The 20,127-nt window shown below is 40.5% G+C and carries 20 protein-coding genes; 16 read left to right on the top strand and 4 right to left on the bottom strand.

Going from position 1 to position 20,127, the window contains the following annotated elements:
• Positions 1 to 515 precede the first annotated feature (515 nt).
• From mnmG to OFY17_RS04000, 13 genes are all read left to right on the top strand, one after another.
• Positions 516 to 2,405: a tRNA uridine-5-carboxymethylaminomethyl(34) synthesis enzyme MnmG gene (gene mnmG, locus OFY17_RS03940; protein WP_263529398.1), complete on the top strand. Its 1,890-nt coding sequence runs from the start codon at positions 516 to 518 to the stop codon at positions 2,403 to 2,405.
• 40 nt (positions 2,406 to 2,445) lie between these two features.
• Complete coding sequence (gene rsmG, locus OFY17_RS03945; RefSeq protein WP_263529399.1) at positions 2,446 to 3,072, top strand: 16S rRNA (guanine(527)-N(7))-methyltransferase RsmG; 627 nt, start codon at positions 2,446 to 2,448, stop codon at positions 3,070 to 3,072.
• Positions 3,073 to 3,075: 3 nt separating this feature from the next.
• A complete protein-coding gene (locus OFY17_RS03950; RefSeq protein WP_263529400.1) occupies positions 3,076 to 3,846 on the top strand; it encodes a ParA family protein in 771 nt (256 codons plus the stop codon).
• 43 nt (positions 3,847 to 3,889) lie between these two features.
• On the top strand, positions 3,890 to 4,774 hold the full coding sequence (locus OFY17_RS03955) for a ParB/RepB/Spo0J family partition protein (protein WP_263529401.1): 885 nt from the start codon (positions 3,890 to 3,892) through the stop codon (positions 4,772 to 4,774).
• 168 nt (positions 4,775 to 4,942) lie between these two features.
• Positions 4,943 to 5,341: an ATP synthase subunit I gene (locus tag OFY17_RS03960; RefSeq protein WP_263529402.1), complete on the top strand. Its 399-nt coding sequence runs from the start codon at positions 4,943 to 4,945 to the stop codon at positions 5,339 to 5,341.
• A 49-nt stretch (positions 5,342 to 5,390) separates the two neighbouring features.
• Positions 5,391 to 6,218 (top strand): F0F1 ATP synthase subunit A, encoded by an 828-nt coding sequence (gene atpB / locus OFY17_RS03965; RefSeq protein ID WP_263529403.1) that lies wholly within the window; start codon positions 5,391 to 5,393, stop codon positions 6,216 to 6,218.
• Positions 6,219 to 6,272: 54 nt separating this feature from the next.
• Complete coding sequence (atpE, locus tag OFY17_RS03970; protein ID WP_087610906.1) at positions 6,273 to 6,530, top strand: F0F1 ATP synthase subunit C; 258 nt, start codon at positions 6,273 to 6,275, stop codon at positions 6,528 to 6,530.
• 57 nt (positions 6,531 to 6,587) lie between these two features.
• The gene (locus tag OFY17_RS03975; protein WP_263529404.1) at positions 6,588 to 7,058 is read left to right on the top strand and encodes a F0F1 ATP synthase subunit B; all 471 of its coding nucleotides are present in this window, start codon (positions 6,588 to 6,590) and stop codon (positions 7,056 to 7,058) included.
• 11 nt (positions 7,059 to 7,069) lie between these two features.
• Positions 7,070 to 7,606 (top strand): F0F1 ATP synthase subunit delta, encoded by a 537-nt coding sequence (locus OFY17_RS03980; protein WP_263529405.1) that lies wholly within the window; start codon positions 7,070 to 7,072, stop codon positions 7,604 to 7,606.
• 39 nt (positions 7,607 to 7,645) lie between these two features.
• Complete coding sequence (gene atpA / locus OFY17_RS03985) at positions 7,646 to 9,190, top strand: F0F1 ATP synthase subunit alpha (RefSeq protein ID WP_263529406.1); 1,545 nt, start codon at positions 7,646 to 7,648, stop codon at positions 9,188 to 9,190.
• 79 nt (positions 9,191 to 9,269) lie between these two features.
• Entirely contained in the window at positions 9,270 to 10,130 is an 861-nt protein-coding gene (gene atpG / locus OFY17_RS03990) for a F0F1 ATP synthase subunit gamma (protein WP_263529407.1), read from the top strand.
• Between the two features lie 30 nt (positions 10,131 to 10,160).
• Complete coding sequence (gene atpD / locus OFY17_RS03995) at positions 10,161 to 11,537, top strand: F0F1 ATP synthase subunit beta (RefSeq protein WP_263529408.1); 1,377 nt, start codon at positions 10,161 to 10,163, stop codon at positions 11,535 to 11,537.
• Positions 11,538 to 11,600: 63 nt separating this feature from the next.
• Positions 11,601 to 12,017 carry a F0F1 ATP synthase subunit epsilon gene (locus OFY17_RS04000; RefSeq protein ID WP_263529409.1) on the top strand — a complete coding sequence of 139 codons (417 nt, stop codon included), beginning with the start codon at positions 11,601 to 11,603 and terminating at the stop codon, positions 12,015 to 12,017.
• A gap of 80 nt (positions 12,018 to 12,097) precedes the next feature.
• Here the strand turns inward: OFY17_RS04000 and OFY17_RS04005 are convergent, their stop codons facing one another.
• Positions 12,098 to 12,838: a TrmB family transcriptional regulator gene (locus OFY17_RS04005; protein WP_263529410.1), complete on the bottom strand. Its 741-nt coding sequence runs from the start codon at positions 12,836 to 12,838 to the stop codon at positions 12,098 to 12,100.
• A 96-nt stretch (positions 12,839 to 12,934) separates the two neighbouring features.
• Between OFY17_RS04005 and tcdA the strand changes: the two genes are divergently transcribed.
• Positions 12,935 to 13,714: a tRNA cyclic N6-threonylcarbamoyladenosine(37) synthase TcdA gene (tcdA, locus tag OFY17_RS04010; protein WP_263529412.1), complete on the top strand. Its 780-nt coding sequence runs from the start codon at positions 12,935 to 12,937 to the stop codon at positions 13,712 to 13,714.
• Here tcdA and OFY17_RS04015 read toward each other — a convergent pair.
• Complete coding sequence (locus OFY17_RS04015) at positions 13,694 to 15,451, bottom strand: M14 family metallopeptidase (protein WP_263529413.1); 1,758 nt, start codon at positions 15,449 to 15,451, stop codon at positions 13,694 to 13,696. The two genes, tcdA and OFY17_RS04015, sit on opposite strands and share 21 nt — an antisense overlap.
• Before the next feature lie 294 nt (positions 15,452 to 15,745).
• Between OFY17_RS04015 and OFY17_RS04020 the strand changes: the two genes are divergently transcribed.
• Positions 15,746 to 16,654, top strand: coding sequence for a LysR family transcriptional regulator (locus OFY17_RS04020; protein ID WP_263529415.1), 909 nt, complete (start codon positions 15,746 to 15,748; stop codon positions 16,652 to 16,654).
• Between the two features lie 9 nt (positions 16,655 to 16,663).
• On the opposite strand, the gene OFY17_RS04025 is transcribed toward OFY17_RS04020, so the two are convergent.
• Both OFY17_RS04025 and OFY17_RS04030 read right to left on the bottom strand, forming a co-directional pair.
• Complete coding sequence (locus OFY17_RS04025) at positions 16,664 to 17,053, bottom strand: SufE family protein (protein ID WP_263529416.1); 390 nt, start codon at positions 17,051 to 17,053, stop codon at positions 16,664 to 16,666.
• The gene (locus OFY17_RS04030) at positions 17,046 to 18,263 is read right to left on the bottom strand and encodes an aminotransferase class V-fold PLP-dependent enzyme (protein WP_263529417.1); all 1,218 of its coding nucleotides are present in this window, start codon (positions 18,261 to 18,263) and stop codon (positions 17,046 to 17,048) included. Before OFY17_RS04030 ends, OFY17_RS04025 begins: the two co-directional genes overlap by 8 nt.
• 216 nt (positions 18,264 to 18,479) lie before the next feature.
• Here OFY17_RS04030 and OFY17_RS04035 point away from each other — a divergent pair, with 216 nt between their 5' ends.
• The gene (locus OFY17_RS04035; RefSeq protein WP_263529418.1) at positions 18,480 to 20,105 is read left to right on the top strand and encodes a GntR family transcriptional regulator; all 1,626 of its coding nucleotides are present in this window, start codon (positions 18,480 to 18,482) and stop codon (positions 20,103 to 20,105) included.
• Positions 20,106 to 20,127: the final 22 nt, after the last annotated feature.

Consider the following 20,127-nt stretch of genomic DNA (forward strand, 5'->3'; position numbering starts at 1 on the left):
AAAGTTTAGTAATTAACAAAAAGTATAATTTTTTTGATTGTGGATACTTTTTTTAAGAAAGCTCATCTAAAAATACAAAAAATCAAATAAATTACTTTAAAATCAATAACAAAATCTTTTTATTCCAAAATAAACCACCTGTTAATAAGTATGGTAATACCTTGATAGGAAGTTTTGCACAGTTTTTAATAAAAATAGACTTTTAAAAACAGCGTGTATAACTCACCACTTTATTCACAGGTTTGGGTTATCCACATAACAAGATACTTACCCTAAAGAGAACAGGTTTTGAAGACAGTAAAACTATGATTTATATATAAAAATATAAATTATCAACAGATTTTTATCTGCTATATAAGAGTAATAAACATAAATACATACTATATATAATCTTATTCTTTATATTGATGACCGGGGAAAGAAAGGGAGACTGACTTTCTTTTTCATAATTTACCGATATACTAGCGGCCTCAACGTATTGATCGTTTTTTATTCTTTTTTATACCGAGGTTTTTGTGGATTTCCCAAGTCGTTTTGATGTTATTGTGGTTGGTGGTGGACATGCTGGTACAGAGGCAGCCTTAGCCGCAGCTCGTATGGGAGTTAAAACATTATTACTTTCTCACAACATTGAAACATTGGGGCAAATGTCCTGTAATCCAGCGATTGGTGGTATAGGTAAATCCCACTTAGTAAAAGAAATTGATGCTTTAGACGGCATCATGGCCTTAGCTACAGATCAAGCAGGTATTCAATTTAGGACCTTAAATTCTCGTAAAGGTCCTGCCGTTAGAGCAACTCGTGCCCAAGCTGACCGTATTTTATATAAAGCGGCAGTTCGTCATAAATTAGAGAATCAAGAAAACTTATGGCTTTTCCAACAATCTGCAGAAGATCTAATTGTTGAAGATGGAGCGGCACGTGGTGTTGTTACTCAAACAGGCATTCGTTTTAATAGTAAAACCGTTGTGCTTACTGCCGGTACCTTTTTAGGTGGCATCATTCATGTCGGCCTACAAAACCATTCCGGAGGTCGTGCTGGAGATCCACCTTCTATTGGCTTAGCTGAAAAATTACGTTCTTTGCCTTTTAGAGTAGATCGTTTAAAAACGGGTACACCACCTAGAATTGATGCTCGTTCAGTAGATTTTTCTCAAATGCAGGCTCAACCCGGCGATGATGTTACTCCGGTTATGTCATACATGGGTAACCGTGCTATGCACCCAAGACAAATAGAATGTTTTATTACCCATACTAATGAAAAAACACACGATATCATTCGTTCTGGTATGGACCGATCCCCTATGTACACGGGGGTTATTGAAGGTGTTGGCCCTCGTTACTGCCCATCTATTGAAGATAAAATTGTTCGTTTTGCCGATAAAAACTCCCACCAAATCTTTATCGAACCAGAAGGATTAACTACCCACGAGCTTTATCCGAATGGTATTTCGACATCTCTACCTTTTGATGTGCAGATTGAAATGGTTCGATCAATGAAGGGGATGGAAAATGCGCATATTATGCGCCCCGGTTATGCTATCGAATACGACTATTTTAATCCTCAAGATTTGAAGTACTCATTAGAAACAAAACATATGCCCGGACTATTTTTTGCGGGGCAAATTAACGGTACAACTGGCTATGAAGAAGCTGGGGCACAAGGTTTACTTGCTGGTTTAAATGCTGCCTTACTTTCGCAAGATAAAGAGTCTTGGTCACCTCGTCGTGATGAGGCTTATCTTGGTGTATTAGTAGATGATCTAATTACTATGGGGACAAAAGAGCCTTATCGTATGTTTACTAGCCGTGCGGAATATCGACTCATTTTACGTGAAGATAACGCTGATATGCGATTAACTGAAAAAGGTCGAGAGTTAGGTCTTGTTTCGGATGAACGTTGGGCTGCTTTTTGTAAAAAAAGAGAGGCAATTGAGCAAGAAACACAGCGTTTGAAATCTTCTTGGATTGTTCCTAATACATCTGAAGCAGAAGAAATTAATCCAAAATTAGAAACACCGATTAGTCATGAGTACAGCTTATTAGATTTACTGAAACGACCAACTATTACATATTCTGATGTAGCGCACTTAAAAAATGCACCTGAAGAAGCGGTAGATGAGCAAGTTTCTGAACAGGTTCAAATAGCGGTGAAATATGCAGGTTATATATCTCGACAAGCAGAAGATATTGAGCGCTTGCGTCGCCAAGAAAATATGACGCTACCGGAAGACCTTGATTATATGAGTATGGAAGGACTATCTAATGAGGTTAAGCAAAAATTAGATCAGCTTCGTCCTGAAACGCTAGCAGCGGCTTCTCGTATTCAAGGAGTAACGCCTGCGGCAGTTTCTTTACTTTTAATCCATCTTAAAAAGCGTGCCATTGCTCACAAAAGTGCCTAGAATTGTCGGTTAATTATTACTTTTGCATAATAGGCTAGCTGTGACGCACTTTGAAACTATCCAAAAAGGCGCCCAATCAATGGGCGCTGCACTTTCTGATACCACCATTCAGACTCTTGTTGATTATTTAGCATTATTGGAAAAGTGGAATAAGGCTTATAACCTGACCGCTATCCGTGATGTTAACCAAATGATTTCATTGCATTTATTAGACAGTCTAGCAACATTGCCTTATATAAAAGGTGACAAAATTATTGATGTGGGTACAGGACCTGGTTTACCAGGTATGGTGCTTGCAATATGTTATCCAGAAAAACACTTCACATTACTCGATAGTAATGGAAAAAAAATGCGTTTTCTTACTCAAGTAAAAATGGAGTTGGGAATAGGAAATGTAACCGTTGCTAATGAAAGAGTAGAAAAGCATGCCAACCAAGGTTCTTACGATCATGTTATTTCACGAGCCTTTGCATCTTTGCAAGATATGATCAATTGGACTTTACCTCTCCCTAAGTCATCAGGTAACTTTCTAGCAATGAAAGGTGTATACCCTAGTGATGAAATTAATGCTTTACCAAAAGAAGTGGAAGTTCAGTCTGTAGAGCCTCTTAATGTTCCGAGTGTTGAGGCTGAGCGACATATGGTCATAATGACTCGTAAAGGATAAAACATGGCAAAAATTATTGCAGTTACGAATCAAAAAGGTGGCGTAGGTAAAACGACCACTTGCGTCAATTTGGCCGCTTCACTTGCTGCTATGAAACGACGTGTTTTATTGATTGACTTAGATCCTCAAGGAAATGCCACAACGGGCAGTGGGTTAATAAAAGAGGAATTAGAAACCAGTGTTTACGATGTTTTAGTGGGTACACATGGCGTAAAAGAGGTGATGAAGAAAACCTCACCGGGTGATTTTTGGGTATTACCAGCTAATGGTGATTTGACCGGTGCTGAAGTTGTACTGCTGGATTTACCAAGTAAAGAAACACGTCTTAGAGCTGGCCTCTATGAAGTTGATAATGATTTTGACTATATCCTGTTAGATTGTCCTCCTTCATTAAACATGCTGACAGTAAATGCTTTATCTGCAGCACAAGGTGTCTTAATTCCTGTCCAGTGCGAATATTATGCTTTGGAAGGATTAACAGCTTTATTACAGACCATTGAACACATTGCCAATGCATTAAATCCCTCTCTTGAAATAGAAGGTATTGTGCGAACTATGTATGACCCTCGTCCCAGTTTGACTCATGATGTATCATCTCAGCTTCATAAGCATTTTGAAGATAAGGTTTATGATACGGTTATACCAAGGAACATTCGTTTAGCTGAGTCACCAAGTTATGGTTTACCAACGCTGCATTATGAAAAAAGTTCACGTGGTGCAATCGCTTATCTTGCATTGGCTGGAGAGTTCATTCGTAAATGCGCAACACGCTAAATACTTATCAAGCATGCTGTAGGGTTAATTAGGGTTAAATTAAATGACGATGAAAAAAAGAGGTTTAGGTCGCGGCCTAGACGCATTATTAGCACCAAAAAATACAGAAACAAGTACGCAAGAAGATGGTTCTAATGATGATCAAATAAAGGGCCTGACTTACCTGCCTGTCGAATGGCTTTCTAAAGGGAAGTTTCAGCCTCGTCGTGATATGAACCCTGTACAGCTTGAAGATCTAGCTGCTTCTATTCGTACGCAAGGTATTATGCAACCTATTGTAGTGCGTTCAATAGGCCACAATAAGTACGAAATAATTGCTGGTGAACGTCGTTGGAGAGCAGCAAAAATTGCTGATTTGACTCAAGTTCCTGTCATTATTCGTCATGTTGAAGATTCTGATGCTGTGGTATTGGCTCTTATAGAAAATATTCAACGTGAGGACCTAAATCCAGTAGAAGAAGCTCTTGCACTACAACGTTTGATAGACGACTTTAACTTAACTCAACAAGAGGTGGCTGACTCTGTTGGTAAATCTCGATCGACTATTGCGAATCTACTGCGGTTATTAGGTTTAACGCCTGAAGTAAGAAGGTTACTAGAACATGGTGATATTGAGATGGGGCATTCCCGAGCTCTATTGCCTTTAGAGCATGATGACCAAATTCAAGCTGCTTCTATCGTTGTTACTAAATCATTATCCGTTCGCGAAACTGAAAGATTAGTAAAAACTTTTCAAACAGATGAGAAGAAGCCTGAAGACACACCTTCTTTGCCTGATCTAAGTGAGCATGCTGAACGTATTAGCCAAAAGATTAATGCGTCAGTAAAAATTCAGCCATCAGCAAAAGGTAAAGGGAAGTTAGTTATTGAATATAGAAACCCTGAGCATCTAGAGCTGCTGATAAGTGAACTTACAAAAGATCAATAAAAGCCAATCTATAGATTAAATTTATCTAAAAGTCAGACAATTGGAAATAAATTCAATTAATTAGTTTATGTTGAACACTATAGCTAAACCCCATATAATGCCTCGGATTTATTAATTTCCACGTGAGTTGCACTCATCTGGTGCAGGGTAGAGAGTTAAGCAATGGGGATGAATAAGCCGTTAAGTTCAAGTGCTATTCTTAGCGCAAAAAAACGGGCTATTTTTCGTTTTATCCTCTTACAGTGCTGTCTCATAGTTTTTATATCCGTGGGAGTGTTGTTATTTGCTGGTGGCCTTCATTGGTACTCCTTTATATTGGGAGCAATGTCCAGTATATTGCCTAGCATCTATATGGCGTGGCGCATTTTTGGGCACAAAGGTGCTCGGCCAGCAAAAGAAGTGGTAAGTTCTTTTTATCGTGGAGAAGCAGGAAAGTTAGTTATAACAGCCATACTACTTTCATTAGCTTTTGTACTTATAAAACCTTTATCTGCAGAGGCGTTTCTAGCAGGTTTTGGTGTTGCTATTTTGAGTCATTGGCTCAGCCCTTTCTTGCTAAATCGCTAAGAGCAGGAAAGGTAAAAGTTTTAATCATTAAGAGAGCGTGGATGTAAATATGGCAAGTGAAAATCCAAGTGCTTCCGAATACATAAAGCACCACCTTCAGAATTTGACCTTTGGTCAACATCCTGACGGTTCATGGGGTATTGCGGAATCATCTAAAGAAGCTGCTGATATGGGCTTTTGGGCAATTCATTTAGATACGATGGGATTCTCAATTGGTCTCGGTATTCTATTTTTATGGTTGTTCCGCATAGCAGCAAAAAAAGCGACTGCAGAGACACCTTCAGGTCTACTTAACTTTGTAGAAATGATGGTTGAGTTCGTCGACAAATCAGTAAAAGAAAGTTTTCACGGCAAAAGCAAAGTAATAGCGCCATTAGCGCTGACTATTTTTGTCTGGATTTTCTTAATGAACTTGATGGATTTGATTCCTGTCGATTTCGTACCAAGAATTGCTCATGACGTGTTCGGTTTGAATTATTTCAAAATCGTACCGACTACAGATCTTAATGCCACTTTGGGTATGTCTTTATCTGTATTCGCTTTGATCATTTTCTACAGCATCAGCATTAAAGGGTTTGGTGGGTTCATTAAAGAATTAACCTTACAACCTTTTAATACACCAATCATGATTCCTTTTAACTTTGTGTTAGAAATGGTTGGTTTATTGGCGAAGCCAGTATCATTGGCACTTCGTTTGTTTGGTAACCTTTATGCTGGTGAATTGATCTTTATTCTTATTGCTATATTACCTTGGGCTGCTCAATGGGCGCTGTCTGTTCCATGGGCGATCTTCCATATATTAGTAATAACTTTGCAAGCATTTATCTTTATGATGTTGACGATCGTGTATCTCAGCATGGCACATGAAGAACACTAATTCTTTTGAATAAAAAACTTTAATCTTTAAAAACTGTGAAATTTAGGAGTTAAAATGGAAACTGTAGTAGGTTTAACTGTTATCTCTGTAGCAATCCTTATTGGTTTGGCTGCACTGGGTACAGCGATTGGTTTTGCTATCTTAGGTGGTAAATTCTTGGAGGCGAGTGCTCGTCAACCAGAGCTTGCGCCTATGCTACAAACTAAAATGTTTATCGTTGCTGGTCTTCTTGATGCGGTATCTATGATCGGTGTTGGTATTGCGTTGTTCTTCACTTTCGCGAACCCATTCATTGCTCAGGTTGCTGGCTAATAATTCGCTGTATTATAAGTGACTTATTTTTTGAACGACTAGAGCGAGGATATTTGCGTGAATATTAATCTCACACTAATAGGCCAAGCTATCTCGTTTGCTATCTTTGTGTGGTTCTGCATGAAATTCGTGTGGCCACCAATTATTGCTGCTCTTGAAGAGCGTACTAAGAAGATAGCAGACGGTTTGGAAGCAGCTAACCGTGCATCTCGTGATCTTGAATTAGCGCAAGAAGAAGCTAATAAGACATTACGTGATAGCAAGGAACAAGCGGCCGAGATAATTGAACAAGCCAACAAACGTGCGAATCAAATGATCGACGAGGCAAAAGAGCAAGTTATTGCTGATGGCAAACGCCTACGCGAAGCTGCTCAAGCGGAAATAGAACAAGATGTCATGCGTGCTAAAGAAGCATTGCGTGCTCAGGTTTCTGTTTTAGCTTACGCCGGAGCCGAGAAAATTTTGGGCGCCACCATTGACGAAAAAGCACATAGCGAGATCGTAGAACAGCTCGCCAAAGAGCTTTAAGCGAGGGTCTAATGGCTGAACTAAAAACAGTCGCGCGACCGTACGCTAAAGCGGTTTTTGAAGTTGCTAGAGAGCAAGGTCAAGTTTCAGAATGGGCTAATATGTTAAACGTATTAGCTACTGTTACTTTAGAGCCTAAGCTGAAAGTAGCGCTTGAAAACCCAGCTTTTAGTGCGGAAGAGAAGGCAAACGCTCTAGCGGAAGTTTGTGTTGAAACAACAACAGAACAAGGGAAAGCATTTTTGCTAACTCTTGCTGTAAATAAACGTTTATCGCTTCTTCCTGCGATTTACGATTTGTTTCTACAGTTCAAACTGAATTTTGAAAAAGCAGTAGATGTTACATTTACTTCTGCTTTCGAATTATCAGAAGAACAAACACAAGTATTAGCCGCTTCATTAGCGAAAAAATTAGACCGTACGGTTAATTTGGCTAGTGAAACAGACGCAAGCCTAATTGGTGGCGTGGTTATTCGTACAGGTGACTTAATCATCGACGGTTCAGTTCGCGGTAAATTAGCGAAACTGTCCGAGGCGATAAACTCCTAGCGTTTCGTTTATTCGAAACCAGGGTTTGAGGAATTTAGCATGCAGCAACTGAATCCATCTGAGATCAGCGAGATTATCAAGAAGCGCATCGAGACACTTGATGTTGCTTCTGATGCCCAAAATGAGGGCACAATTGTCAGCGTGGCAGACGGTATCGTTCTGATTCACGGTTTGGCAGACGTTATGTACGGGGAAATGATTGAATTCCCTGGCGGCGTTTACGGTATTGCATTGAACCTAGAACGTGACTCTGTAGGCGCGGTAGTACTAGGTCAATACCAAGACCTTGTAGAAGGTCAAAAAGCAAAATGTACTGGTCGTATTTTGGAAGTTCCAGTAGGACCAGAATTGCTAGGTCGTGTAGTTGACGCATTGGGTAACCCAATTGACGGCAAAGGCGCTATCGAAGCAAAACTAACTGATAAAGTTGAAAAAGTGGCACCGGGTGTAATTGCTCGTCAGTCAGTTGATCAACCTATTCAAACTGGTTACAAGGCAATTGATGCCATGGTACCAGTCGGTCGTGGCCAGCGTGAGTTAATCATCGGTGACCGTCAGATCGGTAAAACAGCATTAGCAATCGACACTATTATCGCTCAGAAAGAGAGTGGTATTAAGTGTGTGTACGTTGCCATTGGTCAAAAGCAATCAACTATTGCCAACATAGTACGTAAGCTTGAAGAAGCTGGCGCTATGGAATATACGACAGTAGTCGCAGCGGGTGCATCTGACCCAGCTGCTATGCTTTACCTTGCTCCTTACACTGGTTGTACTATGGGTGAATACTTCCGTGACCGTGGTGAAGATGCATTGATCGTATATGATGATTTGACCAAGCAAGCTTGGGCTTACCGTCAGATCTCTTTGCTACTTCGTCGTCCACCAGGTCGTGAAGCATACCCAGGTGACGTTTTCTATCTTCACTCTCGTCTTCTTGAACGTGCATCTCGTGTAAGCGCAGATTACGTTGAGAAGTTCACAAATGGTGAAGTAAAAGGCCAAACAGGTTCATTGACGGCATTGCCAATCATTGAAACTCAAGGTGGTGACGTATCGGCTTTCGTACCGACAAACGTAATTTCCATCACTGATGGTCAGATATTCCTAGAATCAAGCTTGTTCAACTCTGGTATTCGCCCAGCAATGAACGCAGGTATTTCGGTATCTCGTGTTGGTGGTGCTGCGCAAACTAAGATTGTCAAAAAGCTTGGTGGCGGTATTCGTCTTGCTTTGGCTCAGTATCGTGAATTGGCGGCTTTCGCTCAGTTTGCATCTGACCTAGATGAAGCGACTCGTAAGCAGCTAGAACATGGTAAGCAAGTAACAGAACTGATGAAACAGAAGCAGTTCTCTCCTATGTCTGTAGCTGATATGGGCGTAGTTCTTTACGCTGCCAATGATGGCTTCCTTGAAGATGTTGAAACAAGCAAAATTAGCAGTTTTGAAAGTTCTTTGTTGAGCTACATGAACAGTGAACACACTGAGCTTATGGCTGACATTAACAAAACTGGTAACTATAACGGCGAGATTGAAGCGACTTTTAAAGCGGCAATCGAGAAGTTTAAAGCGACGCAGACTTGGTAATGAATTCGGTGGCAAAGGTTATATTTGCCACCATTTCTAGCAGTTTGTGAAATAACATTCTCACAAGGGCAGTTCTATTATGGCAGTCGGAAAAGAGATACGTACTCAGATTTCGAGCATTAACAATACGCGTAAAATTACTCGTGCTATGGAAAAAGTAGCTGCAAGTAAAACGCGTAAAGCTCAGGATCGTATGGCCGCTTCTCGTCCGTATGCGGAACGAATTCGCCAAGTAGTTGGTCATTTGGCCAACGCGAATCCTGAGTATAAACACCGTTACCTTACCGAGCGTGAGGCGAAGCGTGTTGGTTATATCGTAGTCTCTTCTGATCGTGGTTTATGTGGTGGTTTGAACGTTAACGTGTTCAAAGAAGCCCTAAAAGGAATGAAACAGTTTGCTGATTCAGGTGTTGAAATCGATATCTGTGCAATTGGTACAAAAGCAGTTTCTTTCTTTAAAAACTATGGCGGAAATGTAGCAGCAGCTTCTACTGGTTTAGGTGATGCACCTAAAGTCGACAATATAGTCGGTAGTGTAAAAGTTATGCTAGATGCATTTGATGAAGGTCGTATTGATCGTCTTTATGTGGTTTCAAATGAGTTCGTTAATACAATGACTCAGAAGCCGACGGTTAATCAGCTTTTGCCATTAGAAGCAGAAGAGAGTACAGAGTTACAGCACCATTGGGACTATATTTACGAATCCGATCCTGTTGAGATTTTGGATAAATTATTGGTTCGCTATATTGAATCTCAAGTGTATCAATCAGTTGTTGAGAACATTGCATGTGAACAAGCTGCACGTATGCTTGCCATGAAAAATGCAACAGATAACGCTGGTGATATCATTGATGAATTACAACTGGTGTACAACAAGGCTCGTCAAGCAGCGATTACTCAGGAAATATCTGAGATAGTCAGCGGCGCGGCAGCGGTTTAAGGTATTTAGGTATTTTAAGAGGATCCGAACATGAGTAGCGGACAAATCGTACAGATTATCGGTGCTGTTATCGACGTGGAATTCCCACGTGATGAAGTGCCAAAAGTATATGATGCTCTCACAATTGAGGGCAAAGAGTTGGTGTTGGAAGTTCAACAGCAACTAGGTGACGGCGTTGTTCGTACTATTGCCATGGGCTCTACAGATGGTATGAAACGTGGATTGGTTGTTGAAAACACAAACAGCCCAGTTTCTGTTCCTGTAGGTACGAAAACACTAGGACGTATTATGGACGTTCTAGGTAACCCAATTGATGAAAAAGGCCCTATCGGCGAAGAAGACCGTTGGTCTATTCACCGTTCAGCGCCTTCTTACTCTGAGCAGTCTTCTAGTAATGAGTTGCTAGAAACAGGCATCAAGGTAATCGACCTTGTTTGTCCTTTCGCTAAGGGTGGTAAAGTTGGTTTATTCGGTGGTGCCGGTGTAGGTAAAACCGTAAACATGATGGAGCTTATCCGTAACATCGCTATCGAGCACAGTGGTTACTCTGTATTCGCTGGTGTTGGTGAGCGTACACGTGAAGGTAACGATTTCTACCACGAGATGACGGATTCGAACGTAATCGATAAAGTATCTCTTGTATACGGTCAGATGAACGAGCCACCAGGTAACCGTCTACGTGTTGCATTGACTGGTTTGACTATGGCTGAGAAGTTCCGTGACGAAGGTCGTGACGTTCTTTTCTTCGTAGATAACATCTACCGTTACACGCTTGCGGGTACGGAAGTATCTGCATTGCTAGGTCGTATGCCATCTGCGGTAGGTTACCAGCCTACACTTGCTGAAGAGATGGGTGTTCTTCAAGAACGTATCACCTCTACTAAGACTGGTTCTATCACATCGGTACAAGCAGTATATGTACCTGCCGATGACTTGACTGACCCGTCTCCAGCAACGACTTTCTCTCACTTGGACGCAACAGTTGTATTGTCTCGTGACATCGCATCTTTGGGTATCTACCCAGCGATCGATCCTCTAGATTCTACATCTCGTCAGCTTGATCCACTTGTAATTGGTCAAGAGCACTATGACGTTGCTCGTGGCGTACAAATGGTTCTTCAGCGTTATAAAGAGCTTAAAGACATTATCGCAATCTTGGGTATGGACGAGTTATCTGAAGAAGATAAGCAAACGGTTAACCGTTCTCGTAAAATCCAAAGATTCTTGTCTCAGCCTTTCTTCGTAGCTGAAGTATTTACTGGTGCTCCTGGTAAGTATGTATCTTTGAAAGATACTATCTCTGGCTTTAAAGGCATTTTGGATGGTCTATATGATGACCTTCCAGAGCAAGCTTTCTACATGATTGGTAGTATCGACGAAGCTGTCGAAAAAGCTAAGAACCTTTAACCACGAAACAAAGTTAAAGCAGTGAAAGCTGTTTTAACTTTGTATGATTAAGAGAGGCTACTTATGGCTATCACAGTACACTGCGATATCGTAAGCGCTGAACAAGAGATCTTTTCTGGCGTAGTTGCTTCTGTCGTTGCTCCTGGTATTGAGGGCGACTTAGGAATTATGCCTGGTCATGCAGCGTTGTTAACAACCTTGCTACCTGGTCCTGTTCGTGTGGTTAAAGAAAACGGTGAAGAAGAATTTATCTTTGTTTCTGGTGGCTTTTTAGAAGTTCAACCAAACAAAGTCACTGTTTTGGCTGATACTGCTATTCGTGCGAAAGATCTTGACGAAAGTGCAGCTCAGCAAGCTAAAGGGCACGCACAAGAGCTATTAGCGAGTCAAAGCACAGATATCGATTATTCACGTGCGAAAGCAGAGTTAGCCGAAGCGGTTGCTCGTTTACGTACGATTCAGCAGTTTAGTTCTAACTAAGCAACTGATTGAATAGAAAAGCAAAAAGCAGCCTAAGGGCTGCTTTTTTTATGTCTATTTAGAATGAATTTGAAAGGCGTTTAAAGCATCTTCCAAAGTGTATCGAAAATGATTTGCTGTGCCTTAGCAATATCTTTTGATTCTAGTACAACGGCTGATGGAAAATTGTCACTAGCCAGTGAAATAATGGCACATTTAGGTGGGTAAATAGCGATATAGCTTGCATCAACGGAGCCTTCTGTTTTTATCCATTTACGTTCAGATAATTCCGCATCTTCACCACCTTCACCTAAAGCGATTACTTTTACGTTAATTCCTAGCTTTACCCTTTGTTTGGTGTAGTTCGGGAAAGGGCGATATAAGAAAGGCCGTATGGGTTTAGAGGAAAATACACAGTATTCTTTATGGTCTTGTTGAGAAACCACGTTTAAAATGTCGCGTAAAACCCATTCGATACCATCATCGCCTTCATAATAGCGAACATTTGCTTGATGATAATCTGGCTGTTGTTGGTGAAGGTTGGGAATAATGGTGTTTTTTAGTGATTCAATGGTTTTATCTAAACGGTTACGCTTTTCTTCTGCGAGGTTTAGTAATATTTCTGGGCTTTCAGCCGTAAAGAAGCGACGTTTTCCTTTAGGGAAGTAACTAACAACCCCTTTTGTTTGCAGTTGCTTTAAAGCTTCATAGGCGGTTCCTCTATTGATACCACTGTGTTCGGCAATATCCCTGATAGAAGCGGGACCCAGTTTTAACAATGTTTGATAAAGCAAAGTTTCTCTTGCTGTTAAACCAAGTTGCTCAAAAGCTTGTTGAATCATTGGAAAACCTTATCCCATAAAACCTGAAACGAATAATGGCAAGAATACACCGATTAAAATGAAAAGCGCAGGCCTATCTAGCTGCGAGGAGAAAAAGTGACAGACGATCAACGTTTTGGTGGTATACGTCGCCTTTATGGCGATGCTGCATACGAAAAATTTAGACAATCCCATATTTGTATTATTGGAATTGGTGGTGTTGGTTCATGGGCTGCAGAAGCATTAGCGCGCTCTGGCATAGGACATATCACGCTAATTGATATGGATGATGTTTGCATCACGAACACAAACCGTCAGATACACGCTCTTGATGGTACTGTAGGGCTAGCAAAAACGGATGTTATGGCCCAACGAGTAGGGTTAATTAATCCAGACTGCCAAGTTAACTGTATCGAGGACTTCATTACCCCTGATAACATCCCTGAGCTTCTATCTGAGCCATTTGATTACATTATTGATTGCATTGATAGTATTAAACCAAAAGCGGCTCTTATGGCTTGGTGTAAGCGCAATAAACGCAAAGTGATCACGGTTGGTGGTGCCGGTGGTCAAATGGATCCAACGAGAATACAGATTGCGGATTTATCAAGAACGGAAAAGGACCCTTTAGCCTCTAAATTGCGAAACTTTCTCCGTCGTTATTATAACTTCAGCCGTAACCCAAAGCGTCGTTTTGAAATTGAATGTGTGTTTTCTATGGAGCAATTAAACTACCCTCAGGGTGATGGTACAGTTTCACATAGTAGGCTAAAAGGGGATACAGAAACAAAAATGAACTGCGATACAGGCTTTGGTGCCAGTACCGCAGTCACAGCAACCTTTGGTTTTGTTGCCGTTTCTAGGGTGTTAGATAGGTTAGCTAATACTGTTAGATAGCTTCTGGTGAGCATGATAGGCCGCAAGCACAGTATGCTTTTGAACAGTATGACCCTCTATAAAATGTTCATCATATAGTGTTTCATCCGGGTATTCAGTAATCAGCTGTATTGGCACATCTTCCGACTTGCTTGTGGATATAAGGCAGGGGAAACCATTAATAAAACGAAAGTTGTTTTCTCCCGTGTATTTTTGGTAAAGACTGATTTGTTTGGCGTTAAATTCCATTAGGCCTTTAATTTTACTTAGCTCATTTGTTACTAATGTCAGAAATGCTTCCGCATATTCTCTCCATTCTTTTTGCGGCCTATGGCGTAATATAATGAAAAAGCCTTTCGGCAGAGTCCACATATCGAAACCTTTTGGTACATAACCTGATAAAGGGCGAGTCCATTCGTGAGAAGGGTATCCGTGTAAATTTATATGTAGCTTAGCTCGGCTAAGACTTCTTGCAATGAGCCGGATTTCCTTTTCATAAAGTGAGTGGGAATCTCGGCTTTCTAAATCATCACCTAGTGCTGTATATCGAGCTGAGTGATGCATATGGTATGGGTTATCCGCGATGAGCCGTTGGTGTAATGCGTAACCATCAGGGTTTTCTAAAGGCGATATCGTAAAGTGGCTATTCGGTTGTTGGTCTAAAACTTGTGCTGCCCTTAACGCGCCTACTACCCCAGTGGTTTCATTAGCGTGCTGCCCTCCACTTATCATGACAGGAGAGTCTTCTCCCTTATGGTATCGCGCTTGTACAGTTCGACCTGTAATTGTTGTAGTAAAAAAGGAACTACCTGAAACTCTATTAAGTTCTTCGCTAATTTGCTCCATGCTAATAGGGTAGCTAGCTTTAGCCAATATTTGTCTACCTGTGGAAGTATTTAACTGGTAGGGTCGAGTTTCTATTTTTATGCTAATACGTTCATTATCACTATAGATAATTTCGGGGATAATTTGCCCAGGTTGACCTTGTCTAGAGTTTAATTTGTAACCAGACTTAACGTTAAACCATTCAAGAATTGAAAAATAAAAATCTTCATGAAGAGCCTCTTTTAAGCTTATAACCTCTTGTTGATAGCTAAGTTTTTCATCTTTCCAAGGTAAAAATACTTGAATATTGAGTTCTTCAAAATGGGGCTCTACTTTAGGCCATTGATAGGCGGAAATAGCTAATATTCCATCATGAAATAGTCTTTCATAGTCTGTAAATAGTCGTTCATTTTTAATGATATTCCCTGAAGGGTCAGTAATTCTTAACCAACCCGTTGGAGAAAGGCGGCTTTCATTAATTAAGTCTTGGTGTAGATGGTTTGGGGCAAATACCTTTTTCGTTACCGTCTCTCCAGTTACTAGGTGGAAAATAACCGTATATGTATTTTGTGAGTTAGTGTCAGCAATAAAATCGATTAAATGCTCATCAAAAATTCCTGCTAGGGGGTATGTTTCTAATAAAAATCGATTTCTAACTGCTGACTTGTGAATAGGGTAATGAACTTCAGCACGAACAAACTCTTTACAGGACAGTGGCATATCTTCTAAGAAAAAGTGTAGTAAAGGCTTATAGGTACTTTGTATCTTGGATTGTACCCCTAGTTTGAGTAAAGCTGACTCTGCTGCAAGTCGCTGCTGTTTATCAGCAAATACCCATGCTTCGACACTGGCGTTTTTGTACTCGTCTTTCCCAAAGTATTCGACCAACCATTGAGTAGTCGTTTGAATAGACGCTGAAAAGATATTACTCATTGTGGCGTTTTACCTGTTGGAGCCAAACTCTTCAGTGAGTAAGTATCTAGTAGAGAGTACTTTTTCCTTGATAGCTTCTCTCTGATTAGTATTGAGCGCAGTCGGCTTTCTTTCATTATTTATATTTTCTCATCAAAAACTCGCGTAATAAGAAAGGTGCTTCTTAATAAGAGCTCATGTAATTACTCATGCAATGCAAAGAGCGATTAGCACCCATATATTTTTATAATGAAAACTTAATGTTATTATATCTACTTATATTTATTAATAGTTAATAATCAAAGGTTATGCCTTATGAAGTTTCGTCAGATAGAAGCCTTTCGCTATACCATGTTGCAGGGAACGACATCAGCAGCTGCTGAGAAGATGTATATATCCCAACCTGCCGTTAGTCGGCTATTAAGTGATTTGGAATATTCATTAGGTTTTCAATTATTTGATCGAAGAAAAGGGCGTTTACACCCAACCCAAGAAGCAAGTGAGTTTTTTCGATCTGTAGAAGAGAGCTTCCTAGGTTTTCAAAAATTGGAATCTGTTGCAGATAGAATACGTAATAAGACTCCCACTGAACTTAAAATTGCCTGTACTTCGGCTATATCCAGCTCTTTACTCCCTTTGGTATTAAAAGAGCATAAGAGGTTTTATCCGGAAGAGCATATTACGATTTATACTTTGCCCATGTCTGAAATTGCCATGAAGCTACAGACAAACTCTATTGATTTAGCTGTTGGGTTAGAACTTCCTCAACTAGCAGGAATAGAAAGAAAGTTTATTGGAGATGCTCGTTTCGTATTTGCTATGCATGCTCAGCATAGGCTTAAAGATAAGAAGGTAGTGACAGCACAAGACTTGATAGGCGAGTCTGTCCTAGCTGTTATGGATACTTACCCTGGCTACTGGAATAGGCTGGAGAGTGCTCTTGCTCCTGTTAAAGAGCAAATCCATCAGGGTATTCATATTGATACTTCTCATACCGCTTACGCTATTGTTGCATCGGGTATATCTGTTGGTGTACTAGAGCCATTTGCAGCAAGTGCATGGAAGGGGAAAGGAGTCATTTTAAGAGAGTTTAAGCCAGATATTAGTTATCCGTACGGTATCGCGTACCCAACGAATATTAAAGCGCATGCATCTTTGCATAATTTTATTCAAACGATTAAAAGCGTCGTGCCTCTAATGCCAGAGTTTATTGTGCGATCATAGTTAAATGCATTACGAGGCAATGATTTTTTCTAAGATAGCCAGCACACCATTCGATCGTGAGCTAGTTAAGTAGCTGGAGAGGTTAAGATCGGTGAGTTCTGCCTGTATATCCATAGATTGAATATCAGCGACACTTTTTCCTTCGACAATGCTAAGAATAGCGAATAATACACCGCGCATGAGCTTGGCATCACTATCGGCCTTGAAGTGGCGAGAGTCATTTATTTCTTCGCTTATTAACCAAACTGCACTCTCGCAGCCTTTTACTTTGTTTTCTTCTACTTTTTCATCGTCTGAAAGCCGAGGAAGCTGCTTGCTTAACATTACCAAAGATTTGAAGGTTTCTTCTTTACTACGGCAGGCTTGTAGTTGTTTTTTTATGTCTAAATATTCACTCATCGCCTAGTAGCTCCATAGCATCAAATAATGCATCGCAAAAGCGATCAGCTTCTTCTAAGGTATTATAACAAGCAAAGGAGGCCCTTAGGGTTCCGTGAACCCCTAGCTGTTCCATTAGTGGGTGGGTACAGTGGCTTCCTGATCTAATACCTATTCCTTGGCCATCAAGGTAGCCATTCAAATCAATTAAATGGATATTGGGTACAGAAAATGACACCAGTGTTGTATGTTTCTCTGGAGAGTAGATTTCAATCCCCCCTGCTTTTTTGAGTCGCGTATAAACATGATTTGCGAGTTTTTGTTCCCACTCTAACAAAGCGTTTCTATCTTGTTTGTTTAAAAACTCGGACGCAGCGGCTAGGCCAATAGCGCCTTCTATATTAGGTGTTCCTGCCTCTAGGCGATAAGGCAACACATTAAATTCAGTGGCTTGATAAGCTACTTTTAGTACCATTTCACCACCTGTTTGATAGGGAATCAGTACCTCTAAAGCGTGTTGCTTTCCATACAAGGCTCCAATACCTGTGGGACCATACATTTTATGACCTGAAAAAACATAAAAGTCACAGTCTAACTCTTCTACATCAACTGGGTAATGCGCAACCGCTTGAGCACCGTCCACTAAAGTAAAAGCGCCTTGTTGTTTAGCTCTAAGTAACATTTCTTTTAATGGTGTGTGGGTACCAATTGCATTCGAAACTTGTGTCGCTGCGAAAATACGAGTTCGGTTTGTGAAGTAAGAGGCGAACTCTTCTTGCCATTCTCCGGCAGAGGTTAGTGGTAATACTCTTAAGCGTGCCCCAGTGCGAAAAGCCAATTGTTGCCAAGGAACTAGGTTAGCGTGATGCTCTAGGCTGGTAATTAAGATCTCATCGCCTTGCTTAAGAATGTGCTCTAAACCATAAGCCACCATGTTGATTGATTCGGTTGTGCCTTTTGTCCAAATGATGTGACTTTTTAATGGGGCATTAATAAAGTCTTGGACAACTTCCCTTGCCTGCTCAAATTGGTTGGTTGCTTTATCACTCAGAAAGTGAGCGCCACGGTGTACATTGGCATTGCTAGTACAGTAATAGTCATGGACAGCTTTTAGAACACAAGCCGGTTTTTGAGTGGTTGCAGCATTATCTAAATAGGTTAAGGGGTGGCTATTTACCTGCTGAGATAAAATAGGAAACTGTGAGCGAAGCAATGAAGGATCAAAAGCCATGGGTTCTACTACATAGGTTTAATAAAGGGGTTAGCAATCAATACGGTTTTGTTATTCAACAGACAATACAAGTGTAAGTAAGCGCAAATTAAGTGAAATTGTACCCTAACTCCTATAAAAAGCGGGAAATATTGGTGTTTTACTTGCGTTTTTTTTAAACAACTATAATCATTGATGACAGATGGTGAGTAATAAACAAGCAAAGGTACAAATAACGTGGCAGATTTTTTATATAAAGGTGTCGTAGACTGGTTTCTTGATCAGATGTCACAGGAAAAAATTGTGCCCGGCGAGAAGATGCCTTCGTTACGCGCACTTTCTAAAGAGCTGAGTCTAAGCCTAAATACCGTAATTCATGGTTATGAGTTATTAAGTAAAGATGGTTGGATCGAATCACGCCCTAAGTCTGGTTACTTTGTGTGCCATAGAAGCGAGCGTAAGCCTGCTTTATTGCTAGCAGGTGAGGAGCTTAGTCGATTAAAAGCAGACGAAATAAAGCCTGCTTGGTCTTGTTTGTCTCATCGTGGCGCTTTAGTTGATCAAAGCGATAATTTTGTAAGCTCTTTATCCGGTCAAGAAACAGGTGCGCTTCCTGTTTTAGGGAAAGGTAATCTTGAATCTCGTGAGACGGTTTGTAACTACTTAAACCGCCTTGGTATAAAGTCCCATGCTTCTCATCTTTGGCTAGGTCATTCCCCTTTAACCTTCTTTACCCAAACAGTTCAAAGCTTAACTTTACCGGGTAATACAGTATTGGTTCTTAGCCCTTGTGATCCCAGAATAACCACAACAATACAAAGTCTTGGTAGAAAGGTCATTTCTATTAGTGCTGGCGAACGAGGCGTTGATTTAGATTTAGTGATTCGTTGTCTACGAGATGAAGAGATACATTTACTTGTTTTACCTAGCCAGTTTGCTTTCCCCACGGGTCAATTAATCAGTAATTTAAGCTTACGTAGATGGTTAGCTATTATTGATGAAATGAAGTTACCAACGATTGAATGGGATCTTTGTTCTCACCTTGCTTATCATCCTTCAGCAACGCTTACTTATAAATCCTTAGATCAGTCGGATCATATTGTTTATATCGGTGGTGTAGAGTCAAAAGGCGCTGGTTTATCCTACAGCTGGTGCTTACCTGGACGCCATGGAGCATTGCTAGAAGGTGCGTTCTTAGGTGCAGATATGGCACTAAACGATGCTCAGCAAGTCACCTTAAATGATATATTAAAACCATCAAGTAAACGCTCACTTACAAAAAGAGCTAGAAATATATGGGCTAATTCAGAAAAGTTAAAAGCTTCTCTAGAGTCTAGTTTAGGGGAAAGAGTTAGCTTTGCTTCTAGCAAAGGCGGACTGTCTCTATGGCTATATTTAGATACTCCCATAGATATGAGTAACATGACGTCTCTATTAGTGGGTTATCGACATGCAATAGTGCCCGGAGAGCTCATCTCCCATGAAAAGGATGCGAATCACTGGTTAGCCGTTAACCTATCTTTGGATGATATTGAGCCACTAGCTGCAGCCTTGGTTGATGCTTTGATGATTGAGGAAACACCATCAGAGATAGACGAAGGCACCACTAGTGATAGTGAGTCAGAGAGCGGTGACGAAGAGTCCTTAATAAACCCAGAAGAGCTAATAGCGGAAGAAATAATAGAAGAAGATATCGCCTCTGATTCTCTAGTAGAAGACAAAGCACAGACTGATAGTAAAGAAGAAACGATTCAACAAACTAGTGAAGCAAAGAGTGAAGAGAGTGAAAGTAAGTCTAAGGATGCAGCGGCGGAGCCTGTTTATAATCCTATGTTAGATTTAATTAATCATGACTTTGGCTAATTAAATAGGTAAAAGATAAGGC

This window comes from Marinomonas sargassi, assembly GCF_025716875.1.
Classification (GTDB): Bacteria; Pseudomonadota; Gammaproteobacteria; order Pseudomonadales; family Marinomonadaceae; genus Marinomonas; species Marinomonas sargassi.